The organism is Arthrobacter sp. KNU40 (genome assembly GCF_051515115.1).
Taxonomy (GTDB): domain Bacteria; phylum Actinomycetota; class Actinomycetes; order Actinomycetales; family Micrococcaceae; genus Arthrobacter.
The window spans coordinates 2,957,827-2,984,587 of record NZ_CP195850.1; the positions used below are offsets into that span (position 1 = coordinate 2,957,827).

The 26,761-nt window shown below is 63.8% G+C and carries 20 protein-coding genes; 7 read left to right on the plus strand and 13 right to left on the minus strand.

Annotated features, from left to right (window positions below):
- Positions 1–6: 6 nt before the first annotated feature.
- On the minus strand, positions 7–1,224 hold the full coding sequence (gene coaE / locus ACSKT0_RS13655; protein WP_437770283.1) for a dephospho-CoA kinase: 1,218 nt from the start codon (positions 1,222–1,224) through the stop codon (positions 7–9).
- A gap of 22 nt (positions 1,225–1,246) precedes the next feature.
- On the opposite strand from coaE, the gene ACSKT0_RS13660 reads away from it, so the two are divergent.
- Positions 1,247–1,936: an IMPACT family protein gene (locus ACSKT0_RS13660; RefSeq protein WP_437770284.1), complete on the plus strand. Its 690-nt coding sequence runs from the start codon at positions 1,247–1,249 to the stop codon at positions 1,934–1,936.
- 224 nt (positions 1,937–2,160) lie between these two features.
- Here the strand turns inward: ACSKT0_RS13660 and rpsA are convergent, their stop codons facing one another.
- From rpsA to polA, 4 genes are all read right to left on the minus strand, one after another.
- Positions 2,161–3,636: a 30S ribosomal protein S1 gene (gene rpsA, locus ACSKT0_RS13665; RefSeq protein ID WP_078108781.1), complete on the minus strand. Its 1,476-nt coding sequence runs from the start codon at positions 3,634–3,636 to the stop codon at positions 2,161–2,163.
- Positions 3,637–3,819: 183 nt separating this feature from the next.
- The gene (locus ACSKT0_RS13670; protein ID WP_437770285.1) at positions 3,820–4,737 is read right to left on the minus strand and encodes a polysaccharide deacetylase family protein; all 918 of its coding nucleotides are present in this window, start codon (positions 4,735–4,737) and stop codon (positions 3,820–3,822) included.
- 45 nt (positions 4,738–4,782) lie between these two features.
- The gene (locus tag ACSKT0_RS13675; protein WP_437770286.1) at positions 4,783–6,087 is read right to left on the minus strand and encodes a GNAT family N-acetyltransferase; all 1,305 of its coding nucleotides are present in this window, start codon (positions 6,085–6,087) and stop codon (positions 4,783–4,785) included.
- An 81-nt stretch (positions 6,088–6,168) separates the two neighbouring features.
- The gene (polA, locus tag ACSKT0_RS13680) at positions 6,169–8,811 is read right to left on the minus strand and encodes a DNA polymerase I (protein WP_437774029.1); all 2,643 of its coding nucleotides are present in this window, start codon (positions 8,809–8,811) and stop codon (positions 6,169–6,171) included.
- A 181-nt stretch (positions 8,812–8,992) separates the two neighbouring features.
- Here polA and ACSKT0_RS13685 point away from each other — a divergent pair, with 181 nt between their 5' ends.
- Positions 8,993–9,460, plus strand: a complete 468-nt coding sequence (locus tag ACSKT0_RS13685; protein WP_437770287.1) for a hotdog fold thioesterase — start codon at positions 8,993–8,995, stop codon at positions 9,458–9,460.
- On the opposite strand, the gene ACSKT0_RS13690 is transcribed toward ACSKT0_RS13685, so the two are convergent.
- The 7 genes from ACSKT0_RS13690 to ACSKT0_RS13720 form a co-directional block, all read right to left on the minus strand.
- On the minus strand, positions 9,413–10,009 hold the full coding sequence (locus tag ACSKT0_RS13690; RefSeq protein ID WP_437770288.1) for a dihydrofolate reductase family protein: 597 nt from the start codon (positions 10,007–10,009) through the stop codon (positions 9,413–9,415). The two genes, ACSKT0_RS13685 and ACSKT0_RS13690, sit on opposite strands and share 48 nt — an antisense overlap.
- 36 nt (positions 10,010–10,045) lie before the next feature.
- Positions 10,046–10,267 (minus strand): hypothetical protein, encoded by a 222-nt coding sequence (locus ACSKT0_RS13695; RefSeq protein WP_234749544.1) that lies wholly within the window; start codon positions 10,265–10,267, stop codon positions 10,046–10,048.
- Positions 10,264–11,478, minus strand: coding sequence for an anion permease (locus tag ACSKT0_RS13700; RefSeq protein WP_437770289.1), 1,215 nt, complete (start codon positions 11,476–11,478; stop codon positions 10,264–10,266). The genes ACSKT0_RS13695 and ACSKT0_RS13700 overlap by 4 nt, the downstream gene beginning before the upstream one ends.
- 173 nt (positions 11,479–11,651) lie before the next feature.
- Entirely contained in the window at positions 11,652–12,149 is a 498-nt protein-coding gene (locus ACSKT0_RS13705) for an HAD domain-containing protein (RefSeq protein ID WP_437770290.1), read from the minus strand.
- A gap of 52 nt (positions 12,150–12,201) precedes the next feature.
- Positions 12,202–16,353 carry a Pls/PosA family non-ribosomal peptide synthetase gene (locus ACSKT0_RS13710; protein ID WP_437770291.1) on the minus strand — a complete coding sequence of 1,384 codons (4,152 nt, stop codon included), beginning with the start codon at positions 16,351–16,353 and terminating at the stop codon, positions 12,202–12,204.
- A 34-nt stretch (positions 16,354–16,387) separates the two neighbouring features.
- A complete protein-coding gene (locus ACSKT0_RS13715) occupies positions 16,388–17,806 on the minus strand; it encodes a diaminobutyrate--2-oxoglutarate transaminase family protein (protein ID WP_437770292.1) in 1,419 nt (472 codons plus the stop codon).
- A 112-nt stretch (positions 17,807–17,918) separates the two neighbouring features.
- On the minus strand, positions 17,919–19,385 hold the full coding sequence (locus ACSKT0_RS13720) for an aspartate kinase (RefSeq protein ID WP_437770293.1): 1,467 nt from the start codon (positions 19,383–19,385) through the stop codon (positions 17,919–17,921).
- Positions 19,386–19,551: 166 nt separating this feature from the next.
- On the opposite strand from ACSKT0_RS13720, the gene kynA reads away from it, so the two are divergent.
- From kynA to ACSKT0_RS13735, 3 genes are read left to right on the plus strand one after another with little or no spacing between them, the layout of a single operon-like run.
- Positions 19,552–20,436, plus strand: a complete 885-nt coding sequence (kynA, locus tag ACSKT0_RS13725) for a tryptophan 2,3-dioxygenase (protein ID WP_437770294.1) — start codon at positions 19,552–19,554, stop codon at positions 20,434–20,436.
- A 47-nt stretch (positions 20,437–20,483) separates the two neighbouring features.
- Positions 20,484–21,722, plus strand: coding sequence for a kynureninase (gene kynU / locus ACSKT0_RS13730; protein ID WP_437770295.1), 1,239 nt, complete (start codon positions 20,484–20,486; stop codon positions 21,720–21,722).
- Positions 21,719–22,573: a PaaX family transcriptional regulator gene (locus tag ACSKT0_RS13735; protein WP_437770296.1), complete on the plus strand. Its 855-nt coding sequence runs from the start codon at positions 21,719–21,721 to the stop codon at positions 22,571–22,573. Before kynU ends, ACSKT0_RS13735 begins: the two co-directional genes overlap by 4 nt.
- A gap of 16 nt (positions 22,574–22,589) precedes the next feature.
- On the opposite strand, the gene ACSKT0_RS13740 is transcribed toward ACSKT0_RS13735, so the two are convergent.
- On the minus strand, positions 22,590–24,380 hold the full coding sequence (locus tag ACSKT0_RS13740; RefSeq protein ID WP_437770297.1) for a S8 family serine peptidase: 1,791 nt from the start codon (positions 24,378–24,380) through the stop codon (positions 22,590–22,592).
- Positions 24,381–24,688: 308 nt separating this feature from the next.
- Here ACSKT0_RS13740 and ACSKT0_RS13745 point away from each other — a divergent pair, with 308 nt between their 5' ends.
- Both ACSKT0_RS13745 and ACSKT0_RS13750 read left to right on the plus strand, forming a co-directional pair.
- Positions 24,689–25,774: a LolA family protein gene (locus ACSKT0_RS13745; protein ID WP_437770298.1), complete on the plus strand. Its 1,086-nt coding sequence runs from the start codon at positions 24,689–24,691 to the stop codon at positions 25,772–25,774.
- The gene (locus ACSKT0_RS13750) at positions 25,771–26,757 is read left to right on the plus strand and encodes an ABC transporter ATP-binding protein (protein WP_437770299.1); all 987 of its coding nucleotides are present in this window, start codon (positions 25,771–25,773) and stop codon (positions 26,755–26,757) included. The genes ACSKT0_RS13745 and ACSKT0_RS13750 overlap by 4 nt, the downstream gene beginning before the upstream one ends.
- Positions 26,758–26,761: the final 4 nt, after the last annotated feature.

Genomic DNA, 26,761 nt, shown 5'->3' on the forward strand with positions numbered 1-26,761 from the left:
GCCGGCCTAGCCTTGCGCCATGGGGTACGACGGCGGCTGCCACCCGCTGCTCCTGGCCCAGGCATCCATGAGCGGCCAGGCCACTTCGGCGAACCAGGGCTCCTTGGCCTCCGCGTACTCCAAGGTCCGGTGGTCGCCGCCGTGGAGCGCGGCAAGCTCTTGTTTCATGTCCGCATACATACGGACGGCGTCGGAGTTGGCGCGGAGCCAATCCCTGAACAACAACGCATAACGCCAGCCCGGACTTCCAAGCACCCGGACATGGACATTCGCGGGCCGCCCGGGGTCCGCGTTGCAATGGAAGCGCTTTTGCCATGCCGATGGATCGAGGTCCGGCGGCTTGGGTGTGTCACGGGCGGAGGCCTGTAACGGGAAACCGGCCTCACCCAAGGCCCGGGCTATCCGGTCTGCGGCTTCCAGGGAGGACACATTTACCTGCAGGTCGATGACGTCTCTGGCGCGAAGACCGGGTACCGCCGTCGAACCGATGTGGTCTGCGCCCAAGACCTCCGGAGACGCCCGCAGGATCCTGGCAAGCAGTCTTTCAGCCTGGACCGGCCAGTCGGGGTTTGGCGGGGACAAGACGGGTCCGCCGGCCCGCGGTGCCGGGCGGCCGGCTGCAAGATTGCGGGCAAACGGTGCCAATCGTTCTTCCCAGAGGGTCTCCACGAGCTCAGTGACATCCTCAACGGTTCCGGAGTTGTCCAACACGATGTCGGCTGCCGCCAACCGTTCATCCCGTCCGGCTTGTGCTGCCATGCGGGACACCGCGTCCTCAACTGTCATGCCACGGATCTCCGTCATGCGCCGGATCCGTTCCTCGTCCGTCGCATCGACCACCACCACCAAGTGGAAGCTGCTGCCCTGCCCGGTTTCGACCAGCAGCGGAATATCCTGGACCACGATGTCTCCGGGTTTCGCGGTCGCGAGCATCGCGGCAGCCCTCTCCCGGACGCGTGGATGGATGATCGCGTTGAGCGCCTCCCGGCGATCCGGCTCAGCGAACACAATCGCGCCGAGGCGTGCCCGGTCAAGGCGCCCTTCGGCGTCGACGATGCCTTGACCGAACTCGGACACGACGTCCGCCAAGCCTGGCGTGCCCGGTTCCACGACCTCGCGGGCCAGCGCATCGGCGTCGATCAAGACAGCGCCAAGCTTCCTTAGCCGGGCGGACACGAGCGATTTGCCGGAGGCGATCCCGCCGGTAAGTCCAATCTTCAGCACCCCTCCACACTAGACTGGGTCGGTGGCAGAACAGGAAGAAAGCCGGGCGACCGCGTACACAACGTTGGCGCTTGGGGACGATTTCCGCCACGAACTCGAGATCAGGCGTTCGCGCTTCATCACCGTGCTACGCCGCGCCCCCGACGAAGATGCTGCGCGCGCCTTGGTAGCGGAATTGCGCAAGGAATTCCATGACGCCCGCCACCACTGCTCGGCATTCGTCCTCGGTCCCGATCGAGCCATCCAGCGTTCCAGCGACGACGGCGAGCCCTCCGGAACAGCGGGCATCCCCATGCTTGAGGCGCTCATCAAACGCGAGACACTGCCCGGGGTGACTGCCCTCAGCGACGTAAGTGCCGTCGTCGTGCGCTATTTCGGCGGGATTGTCCTGGGCGCCGGCGGACTGGTCCGTGCGTACTCCGAATCAATTTCGGCCGCACTGGACTCCGCTCCCCTGGTTCAGCGACGGCGCTTGCGGATTTGCGACATCCCCGTGCCCCACTACGCCGCCGGAAGGCTTGAAAACGATCTGCGCTCCGCGGGATACGTCATGGCCGAAACAAGCTATGAGCCCACGGAGACGATCCTGCGCGTGGCCCTGCCCGATGATGCAAACGCAATCGCCGACGCCGGTGAGCGGCTGGCGTCGATGACCGGCGGCGCCTCGGGACTCCAATTGCGGGGAACGGAATGGGTCGACGTCCTGGCCTGAGCTTCCGCACCCGAAGGGACATGCCCTCCTCCGATCACCACCACTGGACATAGTGGGCGTATGTCCAGTCCTTGCTGCGAACCAGGGGCATGTCCAGTGGGGATCCCGGTCTTGAGCAACCTGGGCAACGGTAGAACTAGGTTAAACAAAAGCGGCTCCTGCGATTCGTAAATGAACCGCAGGAGCCGCTTTTATCCCGGCCTGAAAATCCAGGCCAGTGGCAATTAGTTGCCGGTCAGCTTCTCGCGCAGAGCCGCGAGGGCCTCGTCGGATGCCAGGGTGCCCGCGTTGGACTCGGTGACAGCCGGCTCGGAGGAGTAGCTGGTGGTGCCGGAGTCGCTCTCGCCGGAAGCGGCAGCAGCGGCGTCGTCAGCAGCGTGCTGGGAAACCTGCTTCTTGTGAGCTTCCCAACGTGCCTGGGCGTCAGCGTACTGCTGCTCCCAAGCGGCGCGCTGCGTCTCGTAGCCCTCGAGCCATTCGTTCGACTCGGGGTCGAAGCCCTCGGGGTACTTGTAGTTGCCCTCTTCGTCGTACTCAGCGGCCATACCGTACAGAGCCGGGTCGAACTCGGTGCTGTCGGCGTCAACGCCCTCGTTAGCCTGCTTGAGGGAGAGGGAGATGCGGCGGCGCTCGAGGTCGATGTCGATGACCTTGACGAAGAGCTCGTCGCCAACGGAGACGACCTGCTCAGCAAGCTCAACGTGGCGAACAGCCAGCTCGGAGATGTGAACGAGGCCTTCGATGCCGTCTTCGACGCGAACGAACGCACCGAACGGAACCAGCTTGGTGACCTTACCCGGAACAACCTGGCCGAGGGCGTGGGTGCGGGCGAAGGTCTGCCACGGGTCTTCCTGAGTGGCCTTGAGGGACAGGGACACGCGCTCGCGGTCCAGATCCACTTCGAGAACCTCGACGGTGACTTCCTGGCCAACCTCGACGACCTCGGACGGGTGGTCGATGTGCTTCCAGGACAGCTCGGAAACGTGAACCAGACCATCTACGCCGCCAAGGTCCACGAATGCACCGAAGTTGACGATGGAGGAAACGACGCCGGGACGAACCTGGCCCTTTTCCAGCTTGTTGAGGAACGTGGAGCGAACCTCGGACTGGGTCTGCTCGAGCCATGCACGGCGGGAAAGAACAACGTTGTTGCGGTTCTTGTCCAGCTCGATGATCTTGGCTTCGATCTGCTGACCGATGTACGGAGCGAGGTCGCGGACGCGGCGCATCTCGACGAGGGATGCGGGCAGGAAGCCGCGCAGACCGATGTCGAGGATAAGACCACCCTTGACAACCTCGATGACGGTACCGGTGACGACACCGTCTTCTTCCTTGACCTTCTCGATGTCGCCCCAGGCACGCTCGTACTGAGCACGCTTCTTGGAGAGGATCAGTCGGCCTTCTTTGTCTTCCTTGGTGAGCACCAGGGCTTCGACCTGATCGCCAACGGAGACGACGTCCCCGGGGTCAACGTCGTGCTTGATGGAAAGCTCGCGGGAAGGGATGACACCTTCGGTCTTGTAACCGATGTCGAGCAGAACTTCGTCGCGGTCAACCTTGACGACGATACCTTCGACGAGGTCTCCGTCGTTGAAGTACTTGATGGTCGCGTCGACAGCTGCGAGGAAGTCCTCAGCGGTACCGATGTCGTTGATCGCGACTACGGGGGTACCGGGCTTCTCGGTGGAGGTGATGGTCATGTAGTAGGGGCTCCGTTGTGGATAGAGTATCGGTCAGGCAAACCGCCCGCTTTCCGTCGCCGGTCGGCAGGACACGGCAAAATGCCGGGTCATCCTGAATTGTGGATTGTAAATTTGCGCGCACGTAGTATGCGCCCGTTCATTCTAGTCGTTTGCCTCAATGAGGGTCAAAGCGGCAGCGTGTCACCAAGCCGCGCGAACGTCACGCCACGGTCCAGCAAGCCTGGAAGGGCGCGGGCATATCCCTTCTGCAGTGCCACCGGAGGGCTGGTTGAAGTGCGAGATCACAATCTGGCCGGCGCCGTGTCCTGCAGCAATTTTCCCCACTTCGCCCGCGACGGTCGGGGCCGGGAAGGTCGCGCCGCCGTCGCCGTTCACGGTGAAGCTCACGGGGACAAGTCCGAGTGCATTGGTGATTGTCGCCGCGACGTCGTCATAGTAGGCGGTTCCCGACCTGAAAAAGCGGGGGGTTTTGCCGCAGAGCCGCTCCATGACCTCTTGGTTGCCCATGATTTCGTCATACACTTCGCCGGCGTTGGCGGTGCCCGGGATGCCGTACGCCGAGCGCCCGTTGACCGATAGGGGCTGGTGCCGGTAACCGTGGTTGCCGAGCTCGAACAAGGGATCGGCCGCGAGCTCGGCGGCCAGCCCGGGGTTGGCCTTGATCCAACGGCCATTGACGAACAAAGTGGCCGGAACGTTCAGCTTGCGCAAGGTCTTGAGCAAGCGTTGATCGCAGTCCGAGCCTTGGGGGCCACCGCAAGCATCAAACGTCAAGACCGCATGCGTGGACGCGGTTTTCGATACCACGCCAGCGACTGCAAGCCCCCATTCGACGGGCTTGCGCCCGGAGAATTCCGCCACAACCTGGGACCTCGACGGCGGAGCCGGACGGGTCTCGGGCACGACCGGATGCTGGCCCACCTCTTCCGCGAGCGGCGTTGAAACCGATACGGGGCGTGGCGCGGGGGCGGTTGCCGGTTGTTGGGCACAGGCGGCCAGGCCGGTTATCGCGAGTCCGGCGGCGGCCACCAGCAAGGACCGCCGGCCCGGCAGCCCTGATGGGCCGGAGGAGTGGCCCCCCGGCTGGAATTCCCCCATGGAATCCTCTTCTGTTGTAGGTCGTGCGTGCGTGTGGAGATGCGCCTAGAAGTGCGTCAGGCAATGGGCTGGACGTTCGACGGCGAACATGTGCTGGGCGGCCGATGCCGCCCCTGGCGTGTGCTCGAGGATCCGGCCAGCCGAAGCCAAGATTACAGGATTGACGGCACCCAAATAGACAGACCCCAAATCGGTGACATCCATGCTCAGGTCCGGGCTCCCGCCATCGGCCTCCTTGACCGTGACGGCGCCGCCGTCGGACGTCAATTCCCACGTACCGTCGGCAAAACCGAGCGCGTCCCGGACTTCGAGCGCCAACCGTCCGTCGGCGCCGTAGCGGCGGGCTGACAAGGCTGCAGGGACGTCCAGGACACGCAGCCACAACATGTCGCGATAGTCCGAAGACGTGACGCAGCGTCCGTCCTCGAGCGCCCATGCAAGGGGGTCTTCAACGGGAGCTTCAGGCCAGGAGACCTGTTCGACGAGATCGATGCTGCCCAGGAATTGCCACAGTTCCAGGTACGCGGAGTCCGTCGCGGCGACAAGGTCCACGATTTCCACCGTGTATGGCTTCGTGTCCCAGCCGGCGAACTTGTAGGACACGTAGCCGTCAATAGTGCCGTCCGGTCCGTAATGGAGCGCACATTTGATGGTTTTGTCTTCAGTGCCGTCGCGCTTCATGGCCCCGGACACGTGATGGCGGTAGGAGTCCTGCCTCACGATGGAACCCGGCGTACGGTGGTGAAGCCGTTCGAATACCTCGGGCGCGAGTTCGAGAAGGACTCTTGGATCTGCGATTTCCACCCTGCCAATGGGCTCGTGCCGGATGCGGAATTTCGGACCAGTGTCCACCTTGATGCTCCGCTCGAAGGTTGCGACGCCGAAACCAAAGCGGCCGTAGATGGATGCCTCGGACGCGGTCAGGGCGGCCATGGCGAAGCCATCGTCCTTCGCATCGGCGAGATCGGCGGTCATCATCCCACGCAGGATTCCATGCCGCCGGTGCGTTCCGCGGACGGTGACAGCCGTGATCTGGCGCGTCCGCAGTTCCTGGCCGAAGCCAACATTCAGCTTGTTTTCCAGCGTTCCAAAGGTCGCCACCGGAAATTCCGGGTTGAGCGCATGCAACGGTGGTTCATCGTTGACGTAAACGCCCGTCAGCTCACGGTTGTCCGCTTGGTACATCGCGAGAATCTTGTCGATGAGCTCATCGCTCCGTTGCTCGTCATGGAATCCGAAGCCAACGGCCCGGAGCCAATCACGTGCTTGTCCGTAGTCCGGGTTCCCCTTGTCGACGGAACGAAAGCGCTTGACGTTGTATTTTTCGTTTGTTTCCTTGGGATCAGCCACGTCCCGAGCCTAGCCAGACAGCATGGGGCACGCCACCATATAGGCGGCGTGCCCCGTGCTTGCGTCTACACAGCGCGCTTCCTAGTGCCCGGCGTCATACCAGCTGGAGCCGACTCCGAGCTGCACGTCCAGCGGCACCGTGAGCTGGGCAGCCGTCCCCATTTGTTCGGTGACGAGCTTTTCGACAGCTTCGCGTTCGCCGTGGGCAACCTCGAGCACGAGTTCGTCATGCACCTGCAGCAGCATGCGGGACTTCAGCCCCTGGCTGGTCAGCTCGGCCGAAACGCCGAGCATGGCCCGCTTCATGAGGTCCGCCGCCGAACCCTGGATCGGCGAGTTCAGCGCAATGCGTTCGGCGATCTCCCGATGCTGGCGGTCCGTGCTGGTGAGGTCCGGAAGATAGCGGCGGCGGCCTTCGATCGTGGAGGTGTAGCCGTCGATCCGGGCCTGCTCCACCACTCCGCGCAGATAGTCGCGCACGGCGCCGAAGCGGTCGAAGTAGTCCTTCATGAGGGTCCTGGCTTCGTCGACCGAGATTTCCAGTTGCTTGGACAGGCCGAACGAGGTCAGTCCGTAGGCCAATCCATAAGACATGGCCTTGACCTTTGAGCGCATGGCACTGGTGACCTCTTCCGGCGCGACGTTGAAGATGTGCGAGCCGACATAGCGGTGCAGGTCCTCACCTTCCTTGTACGCCTGGATGAGTCCCTCATCGCCGGACAGATGCGCCATGATACGCATTTCGATCTGCGAGTAGTCGGCAGACAGCAGGCACTCGTAGCCCTCACTGACGACGAAGATCCCGCGGACGCGCCGGCCTTCCTCACTGCGCACCGGGATGTTCTGCAGATTGGGATTGTTCGAGGAAATACGCCCAGTTGCCGCAACGTTCTGCGCGTACGTGGTGTGGATGCGGCCATCCTCGGCCACAGATTTCTTGAGGGTCTCCAGCATTTGGGCCAGCTTGGAGGATTCGCGGTGGGCCATGAGCTGCACCAGGAACTCGTGGCCGGTCTTCTCCAGGAGGGCCTTCAGCGAGGCGGCGTCCGTTGTGTAGCCGGATTTGATCTTCTTGGTTTTGGGCAGGCCAAGCTCTTCGAAGAGGACCGTTTGCAGCTGCTTGGGAGATCCGAGATTGACCTCGTGGCCAATGGCGGCAAATGCCTGCTCCTGGGCGTTGTCGATCACCTTGGCAAGGTCCGCGAGCTGTTCGTTCAGGAGCTCCATGGAGATGGCAATGCCCGAAAGTTCCATCTGGGCCAGGACCCGTGCGACCGGCAGCTCCAAGGTGGTCAGGAGCGCCTCGGCCTTGCGCTCGGCGAGCTCGCTTTCGAAGTGCTTACTCAGTGCGTGCACGACGGCGGCCTGCTGGACGAGCGCGCTGGCCGCGGCACCGTCCGGGCCATCGCCGAGTTCGAGTTCCAGCTGGCCGGTTGGCGCCACCGCAGCCGTGACAGTGATCCGCAAGTGGTGCTGGGCAAGCTCGGCGAGCTCGTAGCTGCGGCGGTCCGGCTGGATCAGGTAGCCCGAAATGGCAGTGTCGTCCACTACGCCTTCCAGGCCAAGCCCACGGTGGTTCAAGGCCTTCAAGGCATCCTTGAACTCGTGCATGACCTTGGCCTCTTCGGGGTCTTGAAGCCACTTGGCCAAGACGGCATCGGCCGCGGCGTCCAAGGACGACAGTTCGATGTAGGCAGCCCCATTGGCGCGCACGATCGCGAGGGCATCGGCGTCGTCGCCGATCCGACCCGGGACCAACTGCACGGCGACCGCGGCACGGCTCCCCGCGCCGGCGGCGAAGAACTCCTCCAGGGCGGCGGCGTTGTCCAGGATCTTGTAGTCGGGCGCGTCGATGGTTTCGGGAGCCGCGCCGGCGGTGTCGTCGCCGTAGAGTGCGAACAGCCGGGTACGGAGCGTCCTGAATTCGAGGGTGTCGAACAGAGTCTCGACCTCCTGGCGGTTCGGGCGCGGTTCCTCGAGGTCGGCGAGTGTCACGGGGAGTTGGAGGTCGTGCAGGAGTCGGTTGAGGCGGCGGTTGCGCTTCACGGCGTCGATGTTTTCCCGGAGGGCTCCGCCTACCTTGCCGCCGATGGAATCCAGGTTCTCCAGGATCCCTTCCAGGCCGCCGTAAAGGTTGATCCACTTGGCTGCGGTCTTGGGGCCGACGCCGGGAACGCCGGCGAGGTTGTCGGCGGACTCACCCACCAGAGCGGCGAGATCGGAGTAGCGGGACGGTGGAACGAAGTACTTCTCTTCGATGGCCGCCGCATCCATGCGCGGGATGTTCGAAACGCCCTGTTTCGGGTAGAGAACGAACACGTTGTCCGTGATGAGCTGGAAAGCGTCACGGTCGCCCGATACCAAGAGGACTTCGAAGCCCGCGGCATCCCCCTGCGCGGCGAGGGTGGCGAGGATGTCGTCAGCCTCGTACCCTGGCATCTTGATGGTCTTGATGCCCCACGCTTCCATGACTTGATCGATGAGATCGATCTGCCCGCGGAATTCCGGTGGAGTCTCGTTGCGGCCACCCTTGTATTCGCTGTACTCCGCCTTGCGGAACGTCGTGTCGTCCGAGACATCGAAGGCCACTGCAACGTGGGTGGGCTTCTGGTCCTTGATGAGGTTTATCAACATCGAGGTGAAGCCATGCACGGCGTTGGTGTGCTGGCCCGAGGATGTGGCGAAGTTCTCTGCCGGCAGAGCATAGAATGCCCGGAACGCCATGGAGTGGCCATCAAGGACCAAGAGCCGCGGTCGGCCACCTGCCGCCGTGCCCGCAATGGTAGTTGAAGGGTCTGGTGCCGTTGCGGTGGCAGTTGAAACTGCGCTTGCCGTTGGCGTTGACGTTGCCGTTGGAACTGAGTCCGGTTTGGTTGTTTCGCTCACAGGTGCCAGCCTAGTTGCCATGATGGACAATTTCACGCCGGGCCCGTTCACTGACGAACTCAATGCGGCCGGCGTTCCGCAGGAGTTGCACGGTTGGCTTTCCCGCTATGGCGTGGGCTCGCTCGTGGCCAAGATGGGCATCAAGTTCCTTGAACTGGGCCCCGAACGGACCGTCGCCACAATGCCGGTGGAGGGCAATACCCAGGTTGCCGGCATCCTCCACGGCGGAGCCCATGTTGTCCTCGCCGAAACCTTGGGCTCCTTCGCGGCGGCCCTGCATGCGGGAGCCGGACGCCACGTGGTGGGAATCGAGGTGGGCGCGACCCACCATCGCTCCGTAGCAAGCGGCCTGGTCACCGGCACATGCACAGCCATTCACTTGGGCGGCACGCTCGCCACCCACGAAATCGTCATGACCGACGAACACGGCCGACGGTTGTCAACTGCCCGGATTACCAACATGCTCCGGGAGAACAGGGCCCGCTGACCCGGCACGCGCGGGGAATCTGTAGCGCAGCTCGACTGCGGCGCCACCAAGGGTGCGGGTCGAGCTCAACTCGAGCGGCGCCGTCGGGCTCTCGACGGGCAGCAAGCGCTTACCGGAGCCCAAGGCGACGGGGATCAGGGTGACAATCATCTCGTCGAGCAGCCCGGCCTTGGCGAACTGGGCCACCAAGTTTCCACCGCCTACCAGCCACACGTTCTTGTCGCCGGCGTCCGCAATCAGGTCCGGCGCGAATTCCTCAACCTCGCCACGCACGAACGTGACATCGGCACCGGGCGGCGCGGCGTATTCGCGGTGGGTGAAGATCCAGCATGGAACTCCCGGATAGGGCCATTTGCCCGGTTCGTGTTCCATGAGCCAGCGATAGGTCTGGCCGCCCATGACGATGCAGCCGATCCCCGCCATGAAGTCTTCGTAGCTTTCGGTGACGCCCTCGGCCTCTTCAAACTGGATCAGCCAGCCGAGATCGTCTTCTTTCGTGGCGATGAACCCGTCAAGCGAGGATGCCACGTAGTACTGGAAATCCGCCATGGCCCCACCCTACCCATGAGGCTGCGCCGTTCACAGCTACTTCGAGAAGTAAGGAACGATCAGGTAGATCCCGAAAAGCACGGCGATTCCGCAGGCCGCGAAACACAGATAGGCAAGGGACCGGACCATGACCGGTGACTTCTGCCGTGCGTCGCCCGCGATGGCAGTGAGACGGACACCGAGCGAATAGAGCACTACCAGGACCAATGCCGCCACAAGGGTCGCGCCGGCTACCTGCACCAGATCCAACCACTTCATGCCAGGGTGTCCTTACTCATGCTGTTGCTCAGACTCTGTCTCTTTGCGTTCTTATTGCGGAAGCGGACCGCGGTGCCGGCTTCCTCGACTTCGACGGCGTTGTGGTGGCCCACGTGCGACTTCCTCGAGTAAATGAACATGTAGACGACGACGGCGGTGCCCACAACTGCGGCGATAACCACGCCGACGGTGCCGGTGCCGATGAGGAACGCGGTCAAGGCGCCCACGATGGCAGCGGCAGGGAGGGTGAAGAGCCAGCCGGTGGCGATGCGCCCCACCGTACCCCAGCGCACCGTGGTGCCCTTGCGTCCGAGTCCCGAGCCGATGACCGAACCTGAGGCCACCTGAGTGGTGGACAGCGCGAAGCCGAGGTGGGAGGAAGCGAGGATGGCCGAAGCGGTGCTGGCTTCCGCCGAGAAGCCCTGCGCCGGCTTGACATCGGTCAGCCCGGAGCCCATGGTCCGGATGATGCGCCAGCCGCCGGCATAGGTTCCGATCGCGATGGCGAGTGCGCAGGCCCCGATGACCCAGAGCTGCGGGCCGCTTCCGGCAGGCTGGGTTCCGGCGGCGATCAGGACGAGGGTGATGATGCCCATGGTCTTTTGCGCGTCGTTGGTACCGTGCGCCAACGCGACAAGGCTCGAGGTGAAGATCTGGCCGGTACGGAATCCGCCGCGCTTCTGGGTCAGCTTGTCGCCGGTTTCGGGGTCATGCCGGGACGTCAGGGCGTAGGCAAGCTTGGTGCATAGATAGGCCACGGCACCTGCGAGCAGGGGCGAGAAGATGGCAGGAAGAATGACCTTCTGGAGCACGGTGTCGAAGTTGACGGAGTGGAAGCCGATGCCGACGATGGCCGCACCGATGAGGCCGCCGAAAAGCGCGTGCGAAGAACTGGAGGGCAGCCCTTTGAGCCACGTGAACATGTTCCACAGGACGGCCCCCATCAGCCCGGCGAAGATAATCTCCGGCGTGATGTGGATACCGTCCGTGCCCTCGCGGATAAGGCCTCCCGAAATGGTCTTTGCCACTTCGGTCGACAGGAACGCACCTACGAGGTTGAGCACCGCAGCCAAAGCAACAGCCGTCTTGGGCTTGATGGCACCCGTGGCGATCGGAGTCGCCATGGCGTTGGCAGTGTCGTGGAACCCGTTGGTGAAGTCAAAAAATAAGGCCAGCGCTATGACAAGCGCGACCATGAAGGTGATTCCCACCTGGTGCCCAATCTGCAGAGTCGACGATGCGCAGTTTCACTTCCCCGGTCCTGCCTGAAACAAACAGTTCAGCAGGCGTTCATCTGAACGTACTGGCGGAATTAACCATGGCGGGCGTGAAACCCTAAGAATCCTACGTGCCAATGGCGGCAGGGCAAAACGTAGGCCCAGCATCATCCAAGGAATTGCCGAACAGCCGCGATATCGCTCCGTGACAGGCCGCGCCGCGGGTCCGGTGAGATCCAAAGCACACGGCTGCCGAGGAACTCGGCCCAGGACCGGGCCGCGGCCTCATGGTTCAGCTGATCATCCATCCACACGATGCGTTCGGCTCCGGACTCGTGGACGTCCCTTTGCAAAACGTCCAGCTTCCACCAATCGGCGGTCTGGTCCCAGCCGTCGCTGGTCAGGACGGGCCAATGCTCGCCGTGGAGGCCGATGGCCGGGCACAGGAACTCGGGCGCGAGCCGCTGCCACGTGGTCAGCCAAACAAACCTCGCAGAGGGATGCGCGGCCAGCTCATTGAGCTCGTCAACCAGTTCGGAGGCGTAGACGACGTCCAGGATTCCGGCGTCGGCGATTTTCCATTCAGTACCCCAGTCAGTGAAGCCCATGGGACCGAAGGGGTTCACCACGCCGTCGACGTCCAGATACAGCGACACGGTGGTCATGCAGCCCCTTCCCCGACGTGCCAACAAGGCCAGCGTAAGGCAAGCGTTGCTGTCAGCGCAGTCCGGGGCCGGCTTGCCGGTTGAGTTCGCGTGCCGGATTGCCGCCGAAGATGCTGTGGGCCGGGACGTCCTCGCCTTTCATCAGGAACGAGTCGGCTTCGAGCTGGGAACTTTCGTGCATGGTGGTCCCATAGTGGACGAATGCGCCCACTCCCAGTGTGCAGCCGGCGCCAAGGGTGATGGCATCGAGTTTGAACGCGCCATCCTCCATGGAGTGGCATTGGACGCCGGAGTGGGCATTGAGGGTGCAATAGTCCCCGATGGTGACGAGGGTCCTTTCGGGGATCCCGCAACCGTCATCGAAGACCTTCTTGCCCATCCGGATCCCCAACATGCGCCAGATCACGGGTTTGAAGGGCGTGCCGTTGAACATTTGCACGATACCCCCGGCGCTGAGCTTCCAGAAGCGCTCGTGGCGCCAGAACGGCACTTCGTAGATTGAGCAGAAGCGCGGCGAAAGTCTGCCAAAGCCGAGGGACGCCCGCTCAACGAGGACAGCCAGGGCGTTGGTGGTGATGACCATTGTTCCCACCCCGGCGAGGGCTCCGAGTCCGCCGGCCGCGGGTAGAAGGGCCTGCGATCCCCAGGCCGCGAGGAGAATCACGTAGAGCTCGACCCAGCGGCCCAGCAGGTAGAGGAGCAGCGTCACAGAGTTGTGCCGGTTCTTTGCGGGGAGCCGTCGCCGCAATTCCTCCGGCGTCCTGAACCGGTCGAAGGCACTATCGCGGTCCACTGTGCGCGGGATTTCAAAAGGCGGCGACCCCAGGAGGCCCACCCCATGGCGGAGCGGACCCTCCAGGGGCACCATGGTTTTGGTGCCCAGGAGGCAGTTGTCCCCCACTCTGGCCCCGGCGGGATAGGCGATGTTGTTACCGAAGAAGCTCCTGGCCCCAATGACGGCAGGCGAAAGGCGGAACGCGGTAGTTGAATAGTCGGCATTGATGATCGATAGACCGTCGGAGACCATGGTGCCACTGCCGACCGTGGCCAGCGTGGGGCTGTCGTGCTTCAGCCCGACGCCGAAGTTGGATCCGGTCTGCACCATATCCGGCTGGTGGTAGCCGAGGACGTTCAAGTAGTACACGATGAGGGAACTGTCCCCTGCGAGTTGGAGGAGTGCCTTGAGGTTCGTCAGCCGCTGAATGGTCCGCAGGAGTCCGAACCGCGGACCATAGAGCGGATAGTCCTTACCAGGGATCAGGAACAATGCCAGCACCCTGGGAAGGGTGGCTACGAGGGCGAAAGCGGCCACGATACTGCCGAAGAGAAGGACGAACGAGACCAGCAGAAGTGCGCCCCAGAATCCGGGCTGGGCAGGGTTTGTGTCGCCGGTGGGAAGTGAGGCGAGCAGGATGTCGATGGCGCCGATTCCGATGGATGACACCACCACCACATGGATCACGACGGTCCAGAAACCAAAGCTGACCCGGCTGCGCGTACCGCTGCTGGCCTGTCCGGCCAGCCGGTAGTTGGTGTGGGCGGGTTGGGCCGGTGAGCCATTCCAGGCGGAGCCCGGAGGAACACTCTGGAAACGGTGCAAGGAGGAGCTGTGCCCCAGTTGGGCATCGTCACCCATGGCGGTGTCTATGTCCAGCGTGGTCTGCTCACCGATCAGGACGTTGCGGCCGAGGGTGACGGGCCCTGTCTGGATCCGGCCCGCGTGGGCACGGTAGCAGTAGAACGTGGAGTCCTTTCGGATCACCGTGTCCGCCCCTACCGTCAGCAGGTCGGGGCAAGCGGGAATCCTCGAGGAGAGGATGGTTACCCGGGGGCCGATCCTGGCGCCCAGTGCGCGGAGATATAGCGGGAAGACCGGTGTCCCGACGAACATTCGGATGGGGCTTGTGGTGACCAAGGTCTTGACGAACCAGAAGCGGACGTACTCTAGGGACCAGAGAGGGAACTCCCCGGCCTCCCACCGGCCGACGAGCGTCCATTTGAGCACAAGTGGCATGGCTGACAAGGCAATGAAGGTTATAGTGCCGACGACGACGGAGCGCACCACGAAGTCGGCTGGTTGGCGGGATGTGGCTACCCATTGCTCGCCAGCCACCGGGATGAGCAACGCCACGTACGCGTAGGCCAGGGCGGCCATCGCCTGCAGAGCCCCGCACAGCAGGTACTGGCCGGTCCCGACGCGCAGGAAGGGTTCCGCCGTCGCGGTTTCCGTTCCCTCGGCGGACCCCGCGAGTGACTCGTCGTTCGCGGCATCCATGGCGGCCGCCAAGGCGGCGATGGTCGGATGTGCATATATTTCGCGCATCGAGACTGAGGGTGAGTTGGCTACCTTGCGGACGTTGGCGCAGAAATGCGCCAACAACAGGGAGTTTGCCCCGAGGTCGTTGAAGAAATTGGCGGTGGTGGAGACTGACGTGAGCTGGAGGGCCGCAGCCAAAGCCGGGGCGAGGATCCATTCCGTAGGCGTCACCGGCCTGGTGTCGGCGAAGTCTGTACTGACCGCGCGCGGGCCGGAGGGATGTGGAAGCCTGCTGCGGTCGACTTTCCCACTGATCATCATCGGCATGCCCTGGAGGGGCTCGAAGTAACCGGGCACCATGTAGGCCGGGAGCCGCTCGCGCAGCCAGGCGCGGATGTCGCCTCCTTCCACCTTGGGTACGTTCTGGTGCAGCGTGTAGTAGGCGGCAAGTTCCGTGATTCCCGGCCCGGGCTCCCATGTCTTCACAACAGCCATCGCTATCCCGGGCATCTGCAGAAGGACGTTTTCGATTTCGCTCAGCTCAATCCGATAGCCCCGGACCTTCACCTGCGTGTCGGTGCGGCCGTGGTACTCGATTTCGTCGTGATCGTTGAACCGGCCAAGGTCACCCGTGCGGTAAATGCGATGGGACGGGTTGTCCTCCAGGCCGAGGAAATCGGGAATGAATGCCCTTTCTGTTAGCTCAGGCCGGTTGATGTAACCCTTGGCGAGCCCCACGCCCGCCAAGCCGATTTCGCCCAGCTCGCCGTGAGGCAGGGCACGGTCCCGGACGGGATCCAGGATGACCGCCGAATAGCCGGGCAACGGTTTGCCCAGGGTCACGGGTTTGCCGGGCTCCGCCGTACCCCAGGTTGCTGTCACCGTCGCTTCGGTCGGCCCGTAGACATTCAAGAAGCGCCGGCCGGGGCGGTGCCAACGCTCCACAAGGTCCTCCGGGCAGGCTTCACCGGAGACAAGCAGGAACCGCAGCCCTGGCACGTCGTCGTCGAGCGTGGCGAGCAGGGTCGGTACGCAGCAAAGGGCAGTGATGTTCCGGGCCTGGATGAACTCGGCAAGATCCGGCCCGAGGAGGTTGTTCCCGGGCGGCCGGGGCACCAAAGTGGCCCCCACCATCCAAGGCACCCAGATCTCCTCCACGGAGAAATCGAAAGCCGTGGTCATGCCCTGGTAGACCCGGTCGCGGGGATCGTAGCCGTAAGTTTCGGCGGCAATCCGCACAAAGTGGCAGATGCTGGCGTGCTCTATGGCCACTCCCTTGGGCCGTCCGGTGGATCCCGAAGTGTAGATGATGTAGGCCAGTCCGTTGGCCGGGGACCCCCGCTCCGCCCAAGCCAAGCGTGAAGATTCAAACGCGGCAATCCGGCGATCCTCCAAGTCCACGCGAACCGCAAGGTCCGCAGTCCCGGGCAGGAGGCTGTCCGCGAGGCGGGAGACCGTCAGGAGCATGGTGACGTCGGCGTCTTCGGCGATGTAGGCGATTCTCTCGGAAGGGAACGCCGGGTCGAGGGGCACATAGACGGCATGGGCCTTGAGGACCGCAAGCATGCTGACATAGGACCGTACCGGGTCATCGAACAGCAGCGCGATTCTGTCGCCCAGGCGTACCCCGCGGGCAAGAAGGTAGCGGGCGAGCCGGTTGGCCCGGGCGTCGAGCTCTTGGTAGCTCAGCGAACCATCCGCTGTTTCCACGGCAGGATGACTGCTGCGGCCTTCGAGCCGCTGGCGGTCGCACCGGTTCTCGAAGAGCTCCTCAAGCCGCTCGCCGGGGCTCCACCGGATAGCGGTGCCCTGCGTCGGGTTGTCCAGCGCCGTATTGGCCGGTGCAGCGCCGACCAGAACGGGGACACCGTCCCTGAACTGGATCAGGGACCGGGCGCTTGTGGCCGCTCCGCCGGAGGTCCGGCCCGGGTCCACATGCCTCCCCATATTTCGCCTCCTTGCCCTGGACTTGTGCCCGGCCTTATCTGGCCGCGCCTGTCGTGGTCCTGTGTCCGGCAATGGCACGCTGGTCGGCAATGGAACTTTGTTCTGCGATCGCAGCCAGGAGAAGCCCGCAGGCGGTGTGGACAATTTCTTCCGTGATGTTCAGCGGAGGCAGGAGCCTGACCACGCAGTCGTCGCGGCCACCGCATTCGAGTATCAGGCCCAGATCCAAGGCATTTCGCTGCACTGCGCGGGCCAGCTCTCCGGCAGGACGGCCTGTTTCCGGATCGGCGAACTCGATTCCCCACATCAGGCCTCTGCCCCGCACCTCGCGCACCCAGGCATTGCCGGCCAAGGGCGCGAGAAGCAAGGCAATCTGCGCGCCGCGGCTCCGGACGTTGCCGAGAACGTCGTCGCGCCGGATGATCTCCACGGCTGCGGCCCCCGCGGCGAAGGCCAGCTGGTTTCCTCGGAATGTCCCCGTGTGGGCGCCGGGGAGCCAGCGGTCGAGGTCCTTGTTGTAGATGATCAGGGCAACAGGGAGGCCGATTCCGCTGAGCGCCTTGGATGCGACGATGACATCGGGCTCGATCCCGTATTGCTCGAATGCGAACCAGGTTCCCGTGCGCCCGCACCCGGTCTGGATCTCGTCGATAATCAACGGGATGCCCAGCTCACGGGTCACCCTGCGCACGGTTCGCGCGAATTCTGCCGTGGCCGGTACAACTCCCCCCTCGCCTTGGACCATTTCCATGATGACGGCCGCGGGAAGCGGAATTCCTCCGAGCGGGTCTTTGAGGGAATGCTCGAGGAACAGGACGCAGTTGGTCGAACAGGTCTCCGGGTGGAGGCCTAGAGGACACTGGGCACAGTAGGAGTACTGGAAGAAGTGCACTCCGGGCATCCCGTTCGCCACCGGCTGCTTCTGTTCAACTAGTCCGGTCAACGCCATCCCCACTGTACTGCTGCCGTGGAATGCTCCTTGGAAGCACACGATGTCCGCGCGCCCGGTGGCCGTCTTGCACAATTTGACGGCGGCATCCACGGCATTTGCACCGGTCGGTCCGCAGAAGTGGATCTTCATCCGATCGGCGAGTCCCCAGGGAAGCATGGACAGCTGCGCCGTCATGAAGGCGTCCTTCGCCGGCGTCGGGAAATCAAGTCCGTGGCTCAATCTCCGCAGCTGGGCGGCGACGACCTCCACCAGCTCCGGATGGCTGTGCCCGAGGGACAAAACCCCGGCTCCGGCAAGGAAATCAATGAAGACATTGTCATCGACGTCCCGCACAAAGGCTCCGGAGCCCTCGGCAATCGCGATGGGAAGATGCCGCGGATAGGTGCGGGCATTGGATTCGTTGAGTTCCTGGTGCGCCAACAACTCGGCAGATCCGGGTCCTGGGAGGGGCCCGGTTACATGTGCCGAGGTCAAGGTAGCCTGCTGCGGAAAAGTGTTCATGGCGATCGGGTCCTTATCCCGGGGATCCGCGGAAGCGGATCAGTGATTGAGCGCTTCCCGCTGCCGTGCCTTGGCGAGGCGGGGAGGATGGGGTGCCGATGCTGCGGCCCCACTACGGCGCTTTGGAGGCCTCCTCCCCTGCCTGGTTCAGTCCTGCGTGATCCAGTCCTGCATGGTCCAATCCTGCATGGTCCAGTCCGAAGGCCAAGCACACGGCGCGCTGTGCGTCGTCCAGCACATCCGCGCGAACAGCAACGTCGATGCGCATGTCCGACGCCGAGATCAACTCGATCTCGGCACCCGCATCCGAAAGGGCTTTGAAGAGCCGCGAAAAGATCTGCGCGTCAGTGCGCATACCGAGACCGATCAGCGACAGCCTGCCGATCTGGCCGTCGTAGCGGAGCTCCACGAAACCAATGGCCGTCTGGGCAGCGGAGAGGGCTGCACGGACACGGAATCCGTCCAGGCCGGGAACCGCGAGCGAAATGTCCCTCCCGCCGGCGCGCGCGGACGAGGTGTTTTGAACGGCCATCTCAACCTGGGCCCGCTCATCGGCAAGAAGCCCGAAGATCTCTGCGGACTTTCCCACGCCGTCCGCGACGCCCATTAACGTCAGCTTCGCTACGGAGTCGTCACAGAGAACTGCAGAGACCACGGGCTGCTCAACGGCCGGAGCCCGCTCCCAGACCGGCTTGTGGTCCCATTCCGCTTCCTGGTCCCGGCCCGGCAGAATCATGGTTCCAGTGCTCCTGTTGAAGGAGGAGCGCACGTGGATGGGGACTCCAAACCGGAGGGCATACTCAAGGCATCTGGCATGTACGACTTTGGAACCGGACGCAGCCAGCTCCAGCATTTCCTCGTTTGAAATAGTGTCGATTTTCCGCGCACGGGGAACAACCCGCGGGTCGGCGGTGTAGACGCCATCGACGTCGGTATAGATTTCGCACATGCCGGCGCCCAGCGCGGCGGCCAAGGCGACGGCCGTGATGTCCGAACCACCCCGGCCGAGGGTGGTGACCTCCTTTTTCTTGAGGCCCTTGCCCTGGAAACCAGCGACGATGGCAACTTCTTCGCGCTTCAGGCAAGCGCGGATATGGTGCGGGTCAACGTTGACAATGTGTGCTTTGCCGTGGATGCCATCGGTTATCAGTCCGGCCTTTTTTCCGCTGAAGGTCCGGGAAGGAACGCCCAGATCAGCCAATGCGATCGCCAGGAGCGTCACCGAGATCCGTTCACCCGTTGTCAGCAACGTGTCAAGCTCACCGGCGGGAGGGCTGGGGCTGAGGGATACGGCCAGGTCAAGCAGTTCGTCGGTGGTGTCGCCCATGGCCGAAACCACCACCACCAGCGGATGGCCGGCCTCCCGGGTCTCCGCGATCCGCCGGGCCACTCGTTTGATGGCTGCTGCATCGGCTACGGAGGAGCCTCCGTATTTCTGCACTATGAGGTCCCGGGCCCGAAGCTTGGTACGCGTGCGTAGCGCCGTCTGTTCGAGACCGGGGAAGCGTTCTGGTCCGTCCACCTCCGGATGCTGACTGTCTGCTGGTATGTCCCGGATGCTGACTGTCTGCTGGTACATGGAGCCTCCTGGAGCCCGCATACCCCCTTGCCGATCTTACAACGTATATACCTCGCGGGAGGTTCACCTAGGCAACAAAAACCAACCTTTGGAACGCCGCCGGGAGCCAGCGCTTCGCGGAAATTCACTATCTTGACGTTCGTCACAATAGTGATAATCTCAATGCATGGATAACAGCACCGGCCACTCCGAAGAGAGCATCAGGGACCAAAACATCAGGCCCATCGAGGATTCGGTCCGCACCGACTTCAGCCAGGCCATGTCCTACGGCGGGTATCTGGACCTGGACCGCCTCCTCACTGCCCAGCACCCGTTGAGCACGCCGGAACACCATGACGAATTGCTGTTCATCATCCAGCACCAGACCAGCGAACTGTGGCTCAAGCTCGTCCTGCATGAACTCCTCGAAGCCCGCCGGCTCCTTGATGCGGACAACCTGGCCAAAGCCCTCAAATGCATCGCACGCGTCAAGGCGATCCAGCGCACCATGACCGAACAGTGGTCTGTCCTGGGCACACTGACTCCCCGCGAGTACTCCGAATTCCGGCGCTTCCTGGGCAGCTCGTCAGGCTTTCAGTCCCACCAGTACCGGGCCGTCGAATTCCTATTGGGCAACAAGAACCGCGGCATGCTCCGGGTCTTCGAGAGCGATCCGGCGGCGCACAGCCAGCTCAGCACGCTCCTGGAGGAGCCGACGCTTTACGACGCCTTCCTCGCAGTGCTGGCGCGGGCCGGCTATGCCGTTCCCGCCGAAATCCTGGAACGTGACACCAGCGAACCGTGGACGTTCCGGAAAGACCTCGTCCCGGTCTTCCAGGAGATCTACGAATCAGAAGCTACGCCCTGGGGTTTCTACGAAGCTTGCGAAGACCTCGTAGACATCGAGGACAACTTCCACGCCTGGCGCTTCCGCCATTTGCGTACGGTGCAGCGGACCATCGGATTCAAAGTGGGGACGGGAGGCTCGTCAGGCGTCGACTTCCTCAAGCGGGCCCTTGACCTCACCTTCTTCCCGGAGCTCTACGCCGTCCGCACCGAGATCGGCAACTGAACAGCAACCCCGCTCCAGCAACCCCCAAAGTTTTCTTCAGGAGAGACATGAACAGCGCGCAGCAAACGCAACGGCCGACGTCGGGAGAGCTCGACGCCGCGGATCCCCTCGCCGGGCAGCGTGAGGCCTTTTACGCCCCGGCGGACGGTCAGCTCACCGCATACCTCGACGGGAACTCGCTCGGCAGGCCGCTCAAAGCGACGTCAGCGAAGCTCGCGTCCTTCGTCGAAGAGGCGTGGGGCAGCCGCCTCATCCGTGGTTGGGACGAACAGTGGATGGACGAGCCCACCACGGTGGGCGACCGGATCGGCGTCGTCACCCTGGGGGCGGCCGCCGGCCAGGTCACCGTGGGAGATTCCACTTCCGTGATGCTCTACAAGCTCATCCGGGCAGCGGTCGACGCCCAACCGGGTCGTGATGAGATCGTCGTGGACCGGGACAACTTCCCCACGGACCGTTTCATCATCGAGGGCATCGCCGCGGAGAAGGGCGCCACCATCAAGTGGGTCGCTTCAAATCCGGCCAGCGGCGTCCGGACCGCAGACCTCGAGGGACTGCTCAGCGAGCGGACCGCCGTCGTCGTACTCAGCCACGTCGCTTACCGTTCCGGTTTCCTGGCGGATGCCGCGGCGATCACCGCGATGGTCAAGGAAGCCGGTGCGCTCATGCTCTGGGACCTGTGCCACTCCGTAGGCTCGGTGCCCCTCGAACTCGACGCCTGGGGTGTGGACCTTGCCGTAGGTTGCACCTACAAATACCTCAATGGCGGCCCGGGCTCCCCCGCGTTCGCCTACGTCAACGCTTCGCAGCAGGACCGCCTGCAACAGCCGATCTGGGGCTGGATGGGCGCCGACAACCCCTTCGGCATGACGGAAAGCTACAAACCGGCACAAGGGATCCGAAGCTTCATCACCGGCACTCCGCCGGTGCTGGCCATGCAACCGCTCAAGGACATGGTTGAGCTGATCGCATCAGTGGGCATGGATGCCGTGCGGGAGAAGTCCATCAAGCTGACGGAGTACGCAATCGCCTTGGCTGAGGACATACTGGTCCCCCTCGGCGTCGAAATTGTCAGCCCGCGCAACACCGCAGAGCGTGGCTCGCACATCACGGTGGACCATCCCTTGTTCGCCGAGGTGACCCAGACACTCTGGGAACGCGGTGTCATTCCCGATTTCCGTCCCCCGCACGGACTGCGGATCGGCCTGTCACCGCTCAGCACCAGCTACGCGGAGGTTGAGCTGGGAGTGACCGCCATCCGGGACGCCCTCACCGAACTCCTGTGAGCGCTGTCCTCGACGACATGGACTCCCGGCCCGGGAGTACCACGTCGTTGCTTCGCACAGTCATCGGCCTGTACCTGCGCGATGCCGGCGGATGGATGTCCACGAGGCACATCATCACCCTCATGGAGGCTCTTGATGTAACCGCGGCTGTTTCCCGGACGGCATTGTCACGGTTGAAGAAGAAGGAAATCGTCGTTCCTCAGCTGCGTCATGGTGTTCCCGGCTTCGCCGTCACCGAGGGCGCCGCATCGATGCTTGCCCGCGGCGACAGGCGGATATTCAACCCACGCCACATGTCCTCCGCGGACCGCTGGTGCCTCGTGTCCTTTTCCATTCCGGAGACGGAACGGGAAAAGCGGCACCAATTGCGGCGGCGACTGCACTGGATCGGCTGCGGCACGGTTGCAGCCGGGCTGTGGATCTGCCCGGATTCGCTTCGGGAGGAAGTGGAGGAGATCCTGGAAGACCTGGAGCTGCGCGGCATGGCCACGCTGTTCGTCACGGACACTCCCCTGGTCGGCGGGAGCCTCCGCGATGCCGCATCCGCATGGTGGGACCTGGCGGCGGTGGCAGAACTGCATCGCGACTTCATCCGGCATCATGGTTCCGCGGCCGACGACTGCGGCCCGGCTAAAGGTTCCAACGACGGCCCGGCCTCGGCCGAAAGCTTCGCGCGTTATGTCCGATGCATTGACCGCTGGCGGATCATTCCGTACTTGGATCCGGGACTGCCGGCGGATTTCCTTCCCGAGGATTGGCCCGGCATGGCTGGAATCGCGCTCTTCGAGCGCCTCGGGTCAGCTTACTCACGGCCGAGCGCGGACTTCGTACGGAGGATGCTGGAAGGGTAGCGGGTCCAGTTCTTCCTCAGCCGTAGGTCACAGTCGTTCCCGCTGCGGGGGACCATGCGATGCGCCCGCCTTGGTAGTTCTGCACCACCCCGCCGTTTCCGGCTGGGTATTCGTTCGTCGTCGGGTAGCCGAGCGGGCCGTTCTCGTAACCTGTTGACGCCCAAGCCGCACGGATTCCCCCGACACTCACGTGCGCCCCGGTCGCAGGAGACCAGACAATCGCACCACCTTGATACATCTGGTAACAACCGCCGTCCCGCAGCCCGCACGCTTCATTCGTCGTCGGGTAGCCGAGCTGGCCGTTCTCGTAACCGCTTGCCGCCCAAGCCGCACGGATTCCCCCGACACTCACGTGCGCCCCGGTCGCAGGAGACCAGACAATCGCACCACCCTGATACATCTGGTAACAACCGCCGTCCCGCAGCCCGCACACTTCATTCGTCGTCGGGTAGCCGAGCTGGCCGTTCTCATAACCTGTTGCCGCCCAAGCCGCACGGATTCCCCCGACACTCACGTGCGCCCCGGTCGCAGGAGACCAGACAATCGCACCACCCTGATACATCTCGTAGCAACCATCGTTGCGCAATCCGCAGACCATCACAGAGGCCGCTGCACCGACACTTGGGGATGCGGCAGCCGCCGTCGTGATCGCCGTCGCAGCGTCAACAGAGGCAGGTGTGGGTGCCCCCGAAAACAGCAGGCGGTTCGGAGTTCCCGGGCTGGAGCCGGAAACGACGCCGGACGAGGCTTCGGAAAGCAGGAGCGTCCCGACGGCGGACGGAGACAACCGCGGGTACAAGGACAACAGGGCCGCCACTGCGCCCGTGACGTGCGGAGCCGCCATAGACGTTCCGCTCATGACGGCCGTGGCGGTGTTCGATGCGATCCCAGCTGACGTGATGCCCACTCCTGGAGCATAAAGGTCGACGCAGTTGCCGAAGTTGGAAAAGGACGCCTGCCGGTCCAAGGAGTCGCTCGCGGCGACGGTGAGGGCGTCCAGGACCCGTGCGGGGGAAGTATTACAAGCGTCGGTCGTGGCATTGCCCGCCGCGACGACCGCAGTGATGCCCTTGGAGATGAGACCCTGCACCGCGGCGTCGACCATGGGGCTGGGAGGGCCGCCGATACTCATATTGGCCACGGCCGGTGTACCGGCAACGTGGTTTGCCGCAACCCAATCGAGTCCGGCAATCAAGTCGGAGGTGTACCCGCTGCCCGTACAGTCGACGACGCGCACGGGCACAATCGTGGCACTTTTGGCAACTCCGTACGTCTGGCCCGCGACAATTCCGGCGACGTGGGTGCCGTGGCCATCGCAGTCGTTTGTTCCCTGGCCGTCGGCTATCGCAGTCCAGCCGTTTGCCACCCTGCCACCGAACTCGGTGTGGCTTGCAAGCACACCACTATCGATCATGTATGCGACCACCCCGGCACCCGAAGCAACGGGGGTATAGGTGCCGGATAACGGCAGGGTGCGCTGGTCGATCCTGTCCAATCCCCACGGCGCGCCTTGCTGGGTAGCCGACACCTTGAGCGGTGCGTCAACCTCGACGGCGGCAACCTGTCCGGAACGCTTCAGCTCATCCGCTTGGGCCGGCGTAGCGGTCACGACGGCCCCCTGCATCGCATTCGTAAAAGTCCTTGCGACCGTGACGTTGCTGGAACGCAAGGATTGCTCCCCCGCCGCGGCATCCGTTCCAGCCGCATACTTCACGATGTAGCGGGAATGTCCATCATCCTTCGCACTGCTTGCCAGGTTTGATGGGATCTGCGAGGCGGCTCCTGCGGAGACTCCGGAAAAGGCCACAGCGAGGATGGCCAGCAGCAGCGACAGGACATGACGGGAAACGGACGCGGAACGAATTTTGGACTTCCTTCAGGTGTCGGGCCGGACGCTCAAACCAGGAGCTAGCTGGACCAAGCTTAGTTCGCGCAAACCCCTCAATGAGGAAACTGCGGTGATCCTTGGTTGAACTTTGGATTCTTCGGTAAAAGTCGGGGACGCGGCCCGAAGTGAAAATATTCCTTCCTCAACGAGGCACGTGATCACTCCGGACACCAGGCGTACTCTGGAAGCATGAACTTCGCCGATGGTGGATGGTTCGCGAGGTTGTCATGACCCGCCCTTGGTTGCGTTGGCTGCCCGCTGCGCTGGTTCCGGTAGCGCTTGCTGCGGCTGCCCTGGCTGGTTCCTACCAGGCAGGGGCCGCGACGAACCTGCCGCACAAAACGGCAGAGGAAATTATCGCGATGATCGGCCGCGCCGATGTCCAGGCCTTGTCCGGAACCCTCCAGCAGAGTTCCGAAATGGGACTCCCCCAGCTCCCCTCCGTCGGGCCAACTGCAACCCAAGGTCCGGCTTCGGTCATCGAGCTTTTGAGCGGTTCACACACGGCCCGGGTCTACCTGGACGGCCCCGCCAAGGCCAGGTTCCAGGTGATGGACATGCTCGCCGAGCGCGACGTCGTCCGCAATGGAAACGATCTCTGGCTCTACAACTCGGCCGACAACAGTGCGGCGCACATGACGATGCCCGCCGGGCCGGCACGCGATGCGGCCCCGCACGCGACCCCGACTCCGGGGGTAACCACTCCTGACGTCGTCGCGCAGCACTTCCTCGCCGCCGTCGGGCCCACCACGGACGTGACAGTGGGCGACGGAACCACGGTGGCCGGCCACACGGCCTACCAACTGGTGATCAAGCCACGCAGTACCGCGACGCTCGTCGATTCCGTGACAATCGCCGTTGACTCAGCCTCGGGCCTGCCGCTCGGCGTCGACGTGCGGGCACGCGGCCAAGCCGCAGCGGCCTTTTCGCTCGCATTCACCGAGCTGAACTTGTCGGCGCCCGACGCCGCCCTGTTCAGCTTCACCCCGCCGCGCGGTGCCGCGGTTGAAGAGAAAGCAACCCCGCAGCTGCGCGCCCTCCCCGGGAAGACCGGGCAGGCACCGGAGGCAAAGGCAACAGCCGGCCGGCCAACGACTACAGGCACCGGTTGGGACACAGTGATCTCCTTGCCTTCGGGCGCGGTCCCCACGGATGTCCGCTCGGCTCCGATGTTGGCCCAGCTCACCCAGCCGGTCGCGGGTGGCCGTGCGCTGACGACCAGCTTGGTAACTGTCTTGGTGCTCGACGACGGCCGCGTCTTCGCGGGAATGGTGCCACTCGAGCGGTTGCAGTCCGCAGCCGCCACGAAATGACGGAGGCGGCCGCGCCAGCTAAACTGGCGATCGAGACCCAAGGCCTGAGCAAGCGATTCGGGCACCGGGCCGCCGTCGACGGCGTTGACCTTGCAGTGCCCCGCGGTTCGGTCTTTGGCTTCCTTGGCCCAAACGGCTCCGGCAAGACCACCACCATCCGGTTGCTGCTTGGCTTGGCGTCCGCCACGAACGGCCACATCCGGGTACTTGGCGGCGAGATGCCGCGCCAACTTGCAACGGTGCTGCCCAATGTGGGCTCGCTGGTGGAAGGGCCGGCCTTCTACCCTTTCCTGTCGGGGGCGGCGAACCTTCGGCGCTTGGACAGCGCCGATCTTCATGCCTCCCCGCAGACCCGGGCCGCGCGGGTGGATGACGCGCTCGAGAGGGTGGGGTTGTCCCATGCTGCAGCTAAGAAGGTCCGCGCCTATTCCCTCGGGATGAAGCAGCGGCTGGGGATTGCGCATGCCCTGCTGCGTCCGAGGGAACTGCTTGTCCTCGATGAACCCACCAACGGCTTGGATCCGCAAGGGACCCGGGAGGTGCGCAGCCTGGTCCGCTCGCTGGCCGCCGGGGGCACCACAGTGTTCGTTTCAAGCCATCTCCTCGCGGAAGTGGAACAGATGTGCACCCATGTGGGAGTCATGAGCGTGGGCAAGCTCGTGGCGCAAGGAACCCTCCACGAACTGCGCGCCGCGGGAAAGACAACCATCCGGCTCCACACGCCCGATATCGAAGCCGCCGTCCGTGTCCTTTCCAGGCTGGGCCTGCAATCGGAACTGTCTGTTCCGCCGCCCGGCTCGTACGGCGCCGATGGCCAGAGCCTCGTCAGCACCGGTCCGCCGGGGCACGAAGTCGCTCCCGAGGCGATCGTGGCTGCCCTCGTGTCCGACGGCGTCCGGGTCCGGGGCTTTGGCGTAGAGAACGCCAGCCTGGAGGAGCGTTTCGTCTCCCTTACCGGAGAGGGTTTCGACATTGCCGGCTGAACAT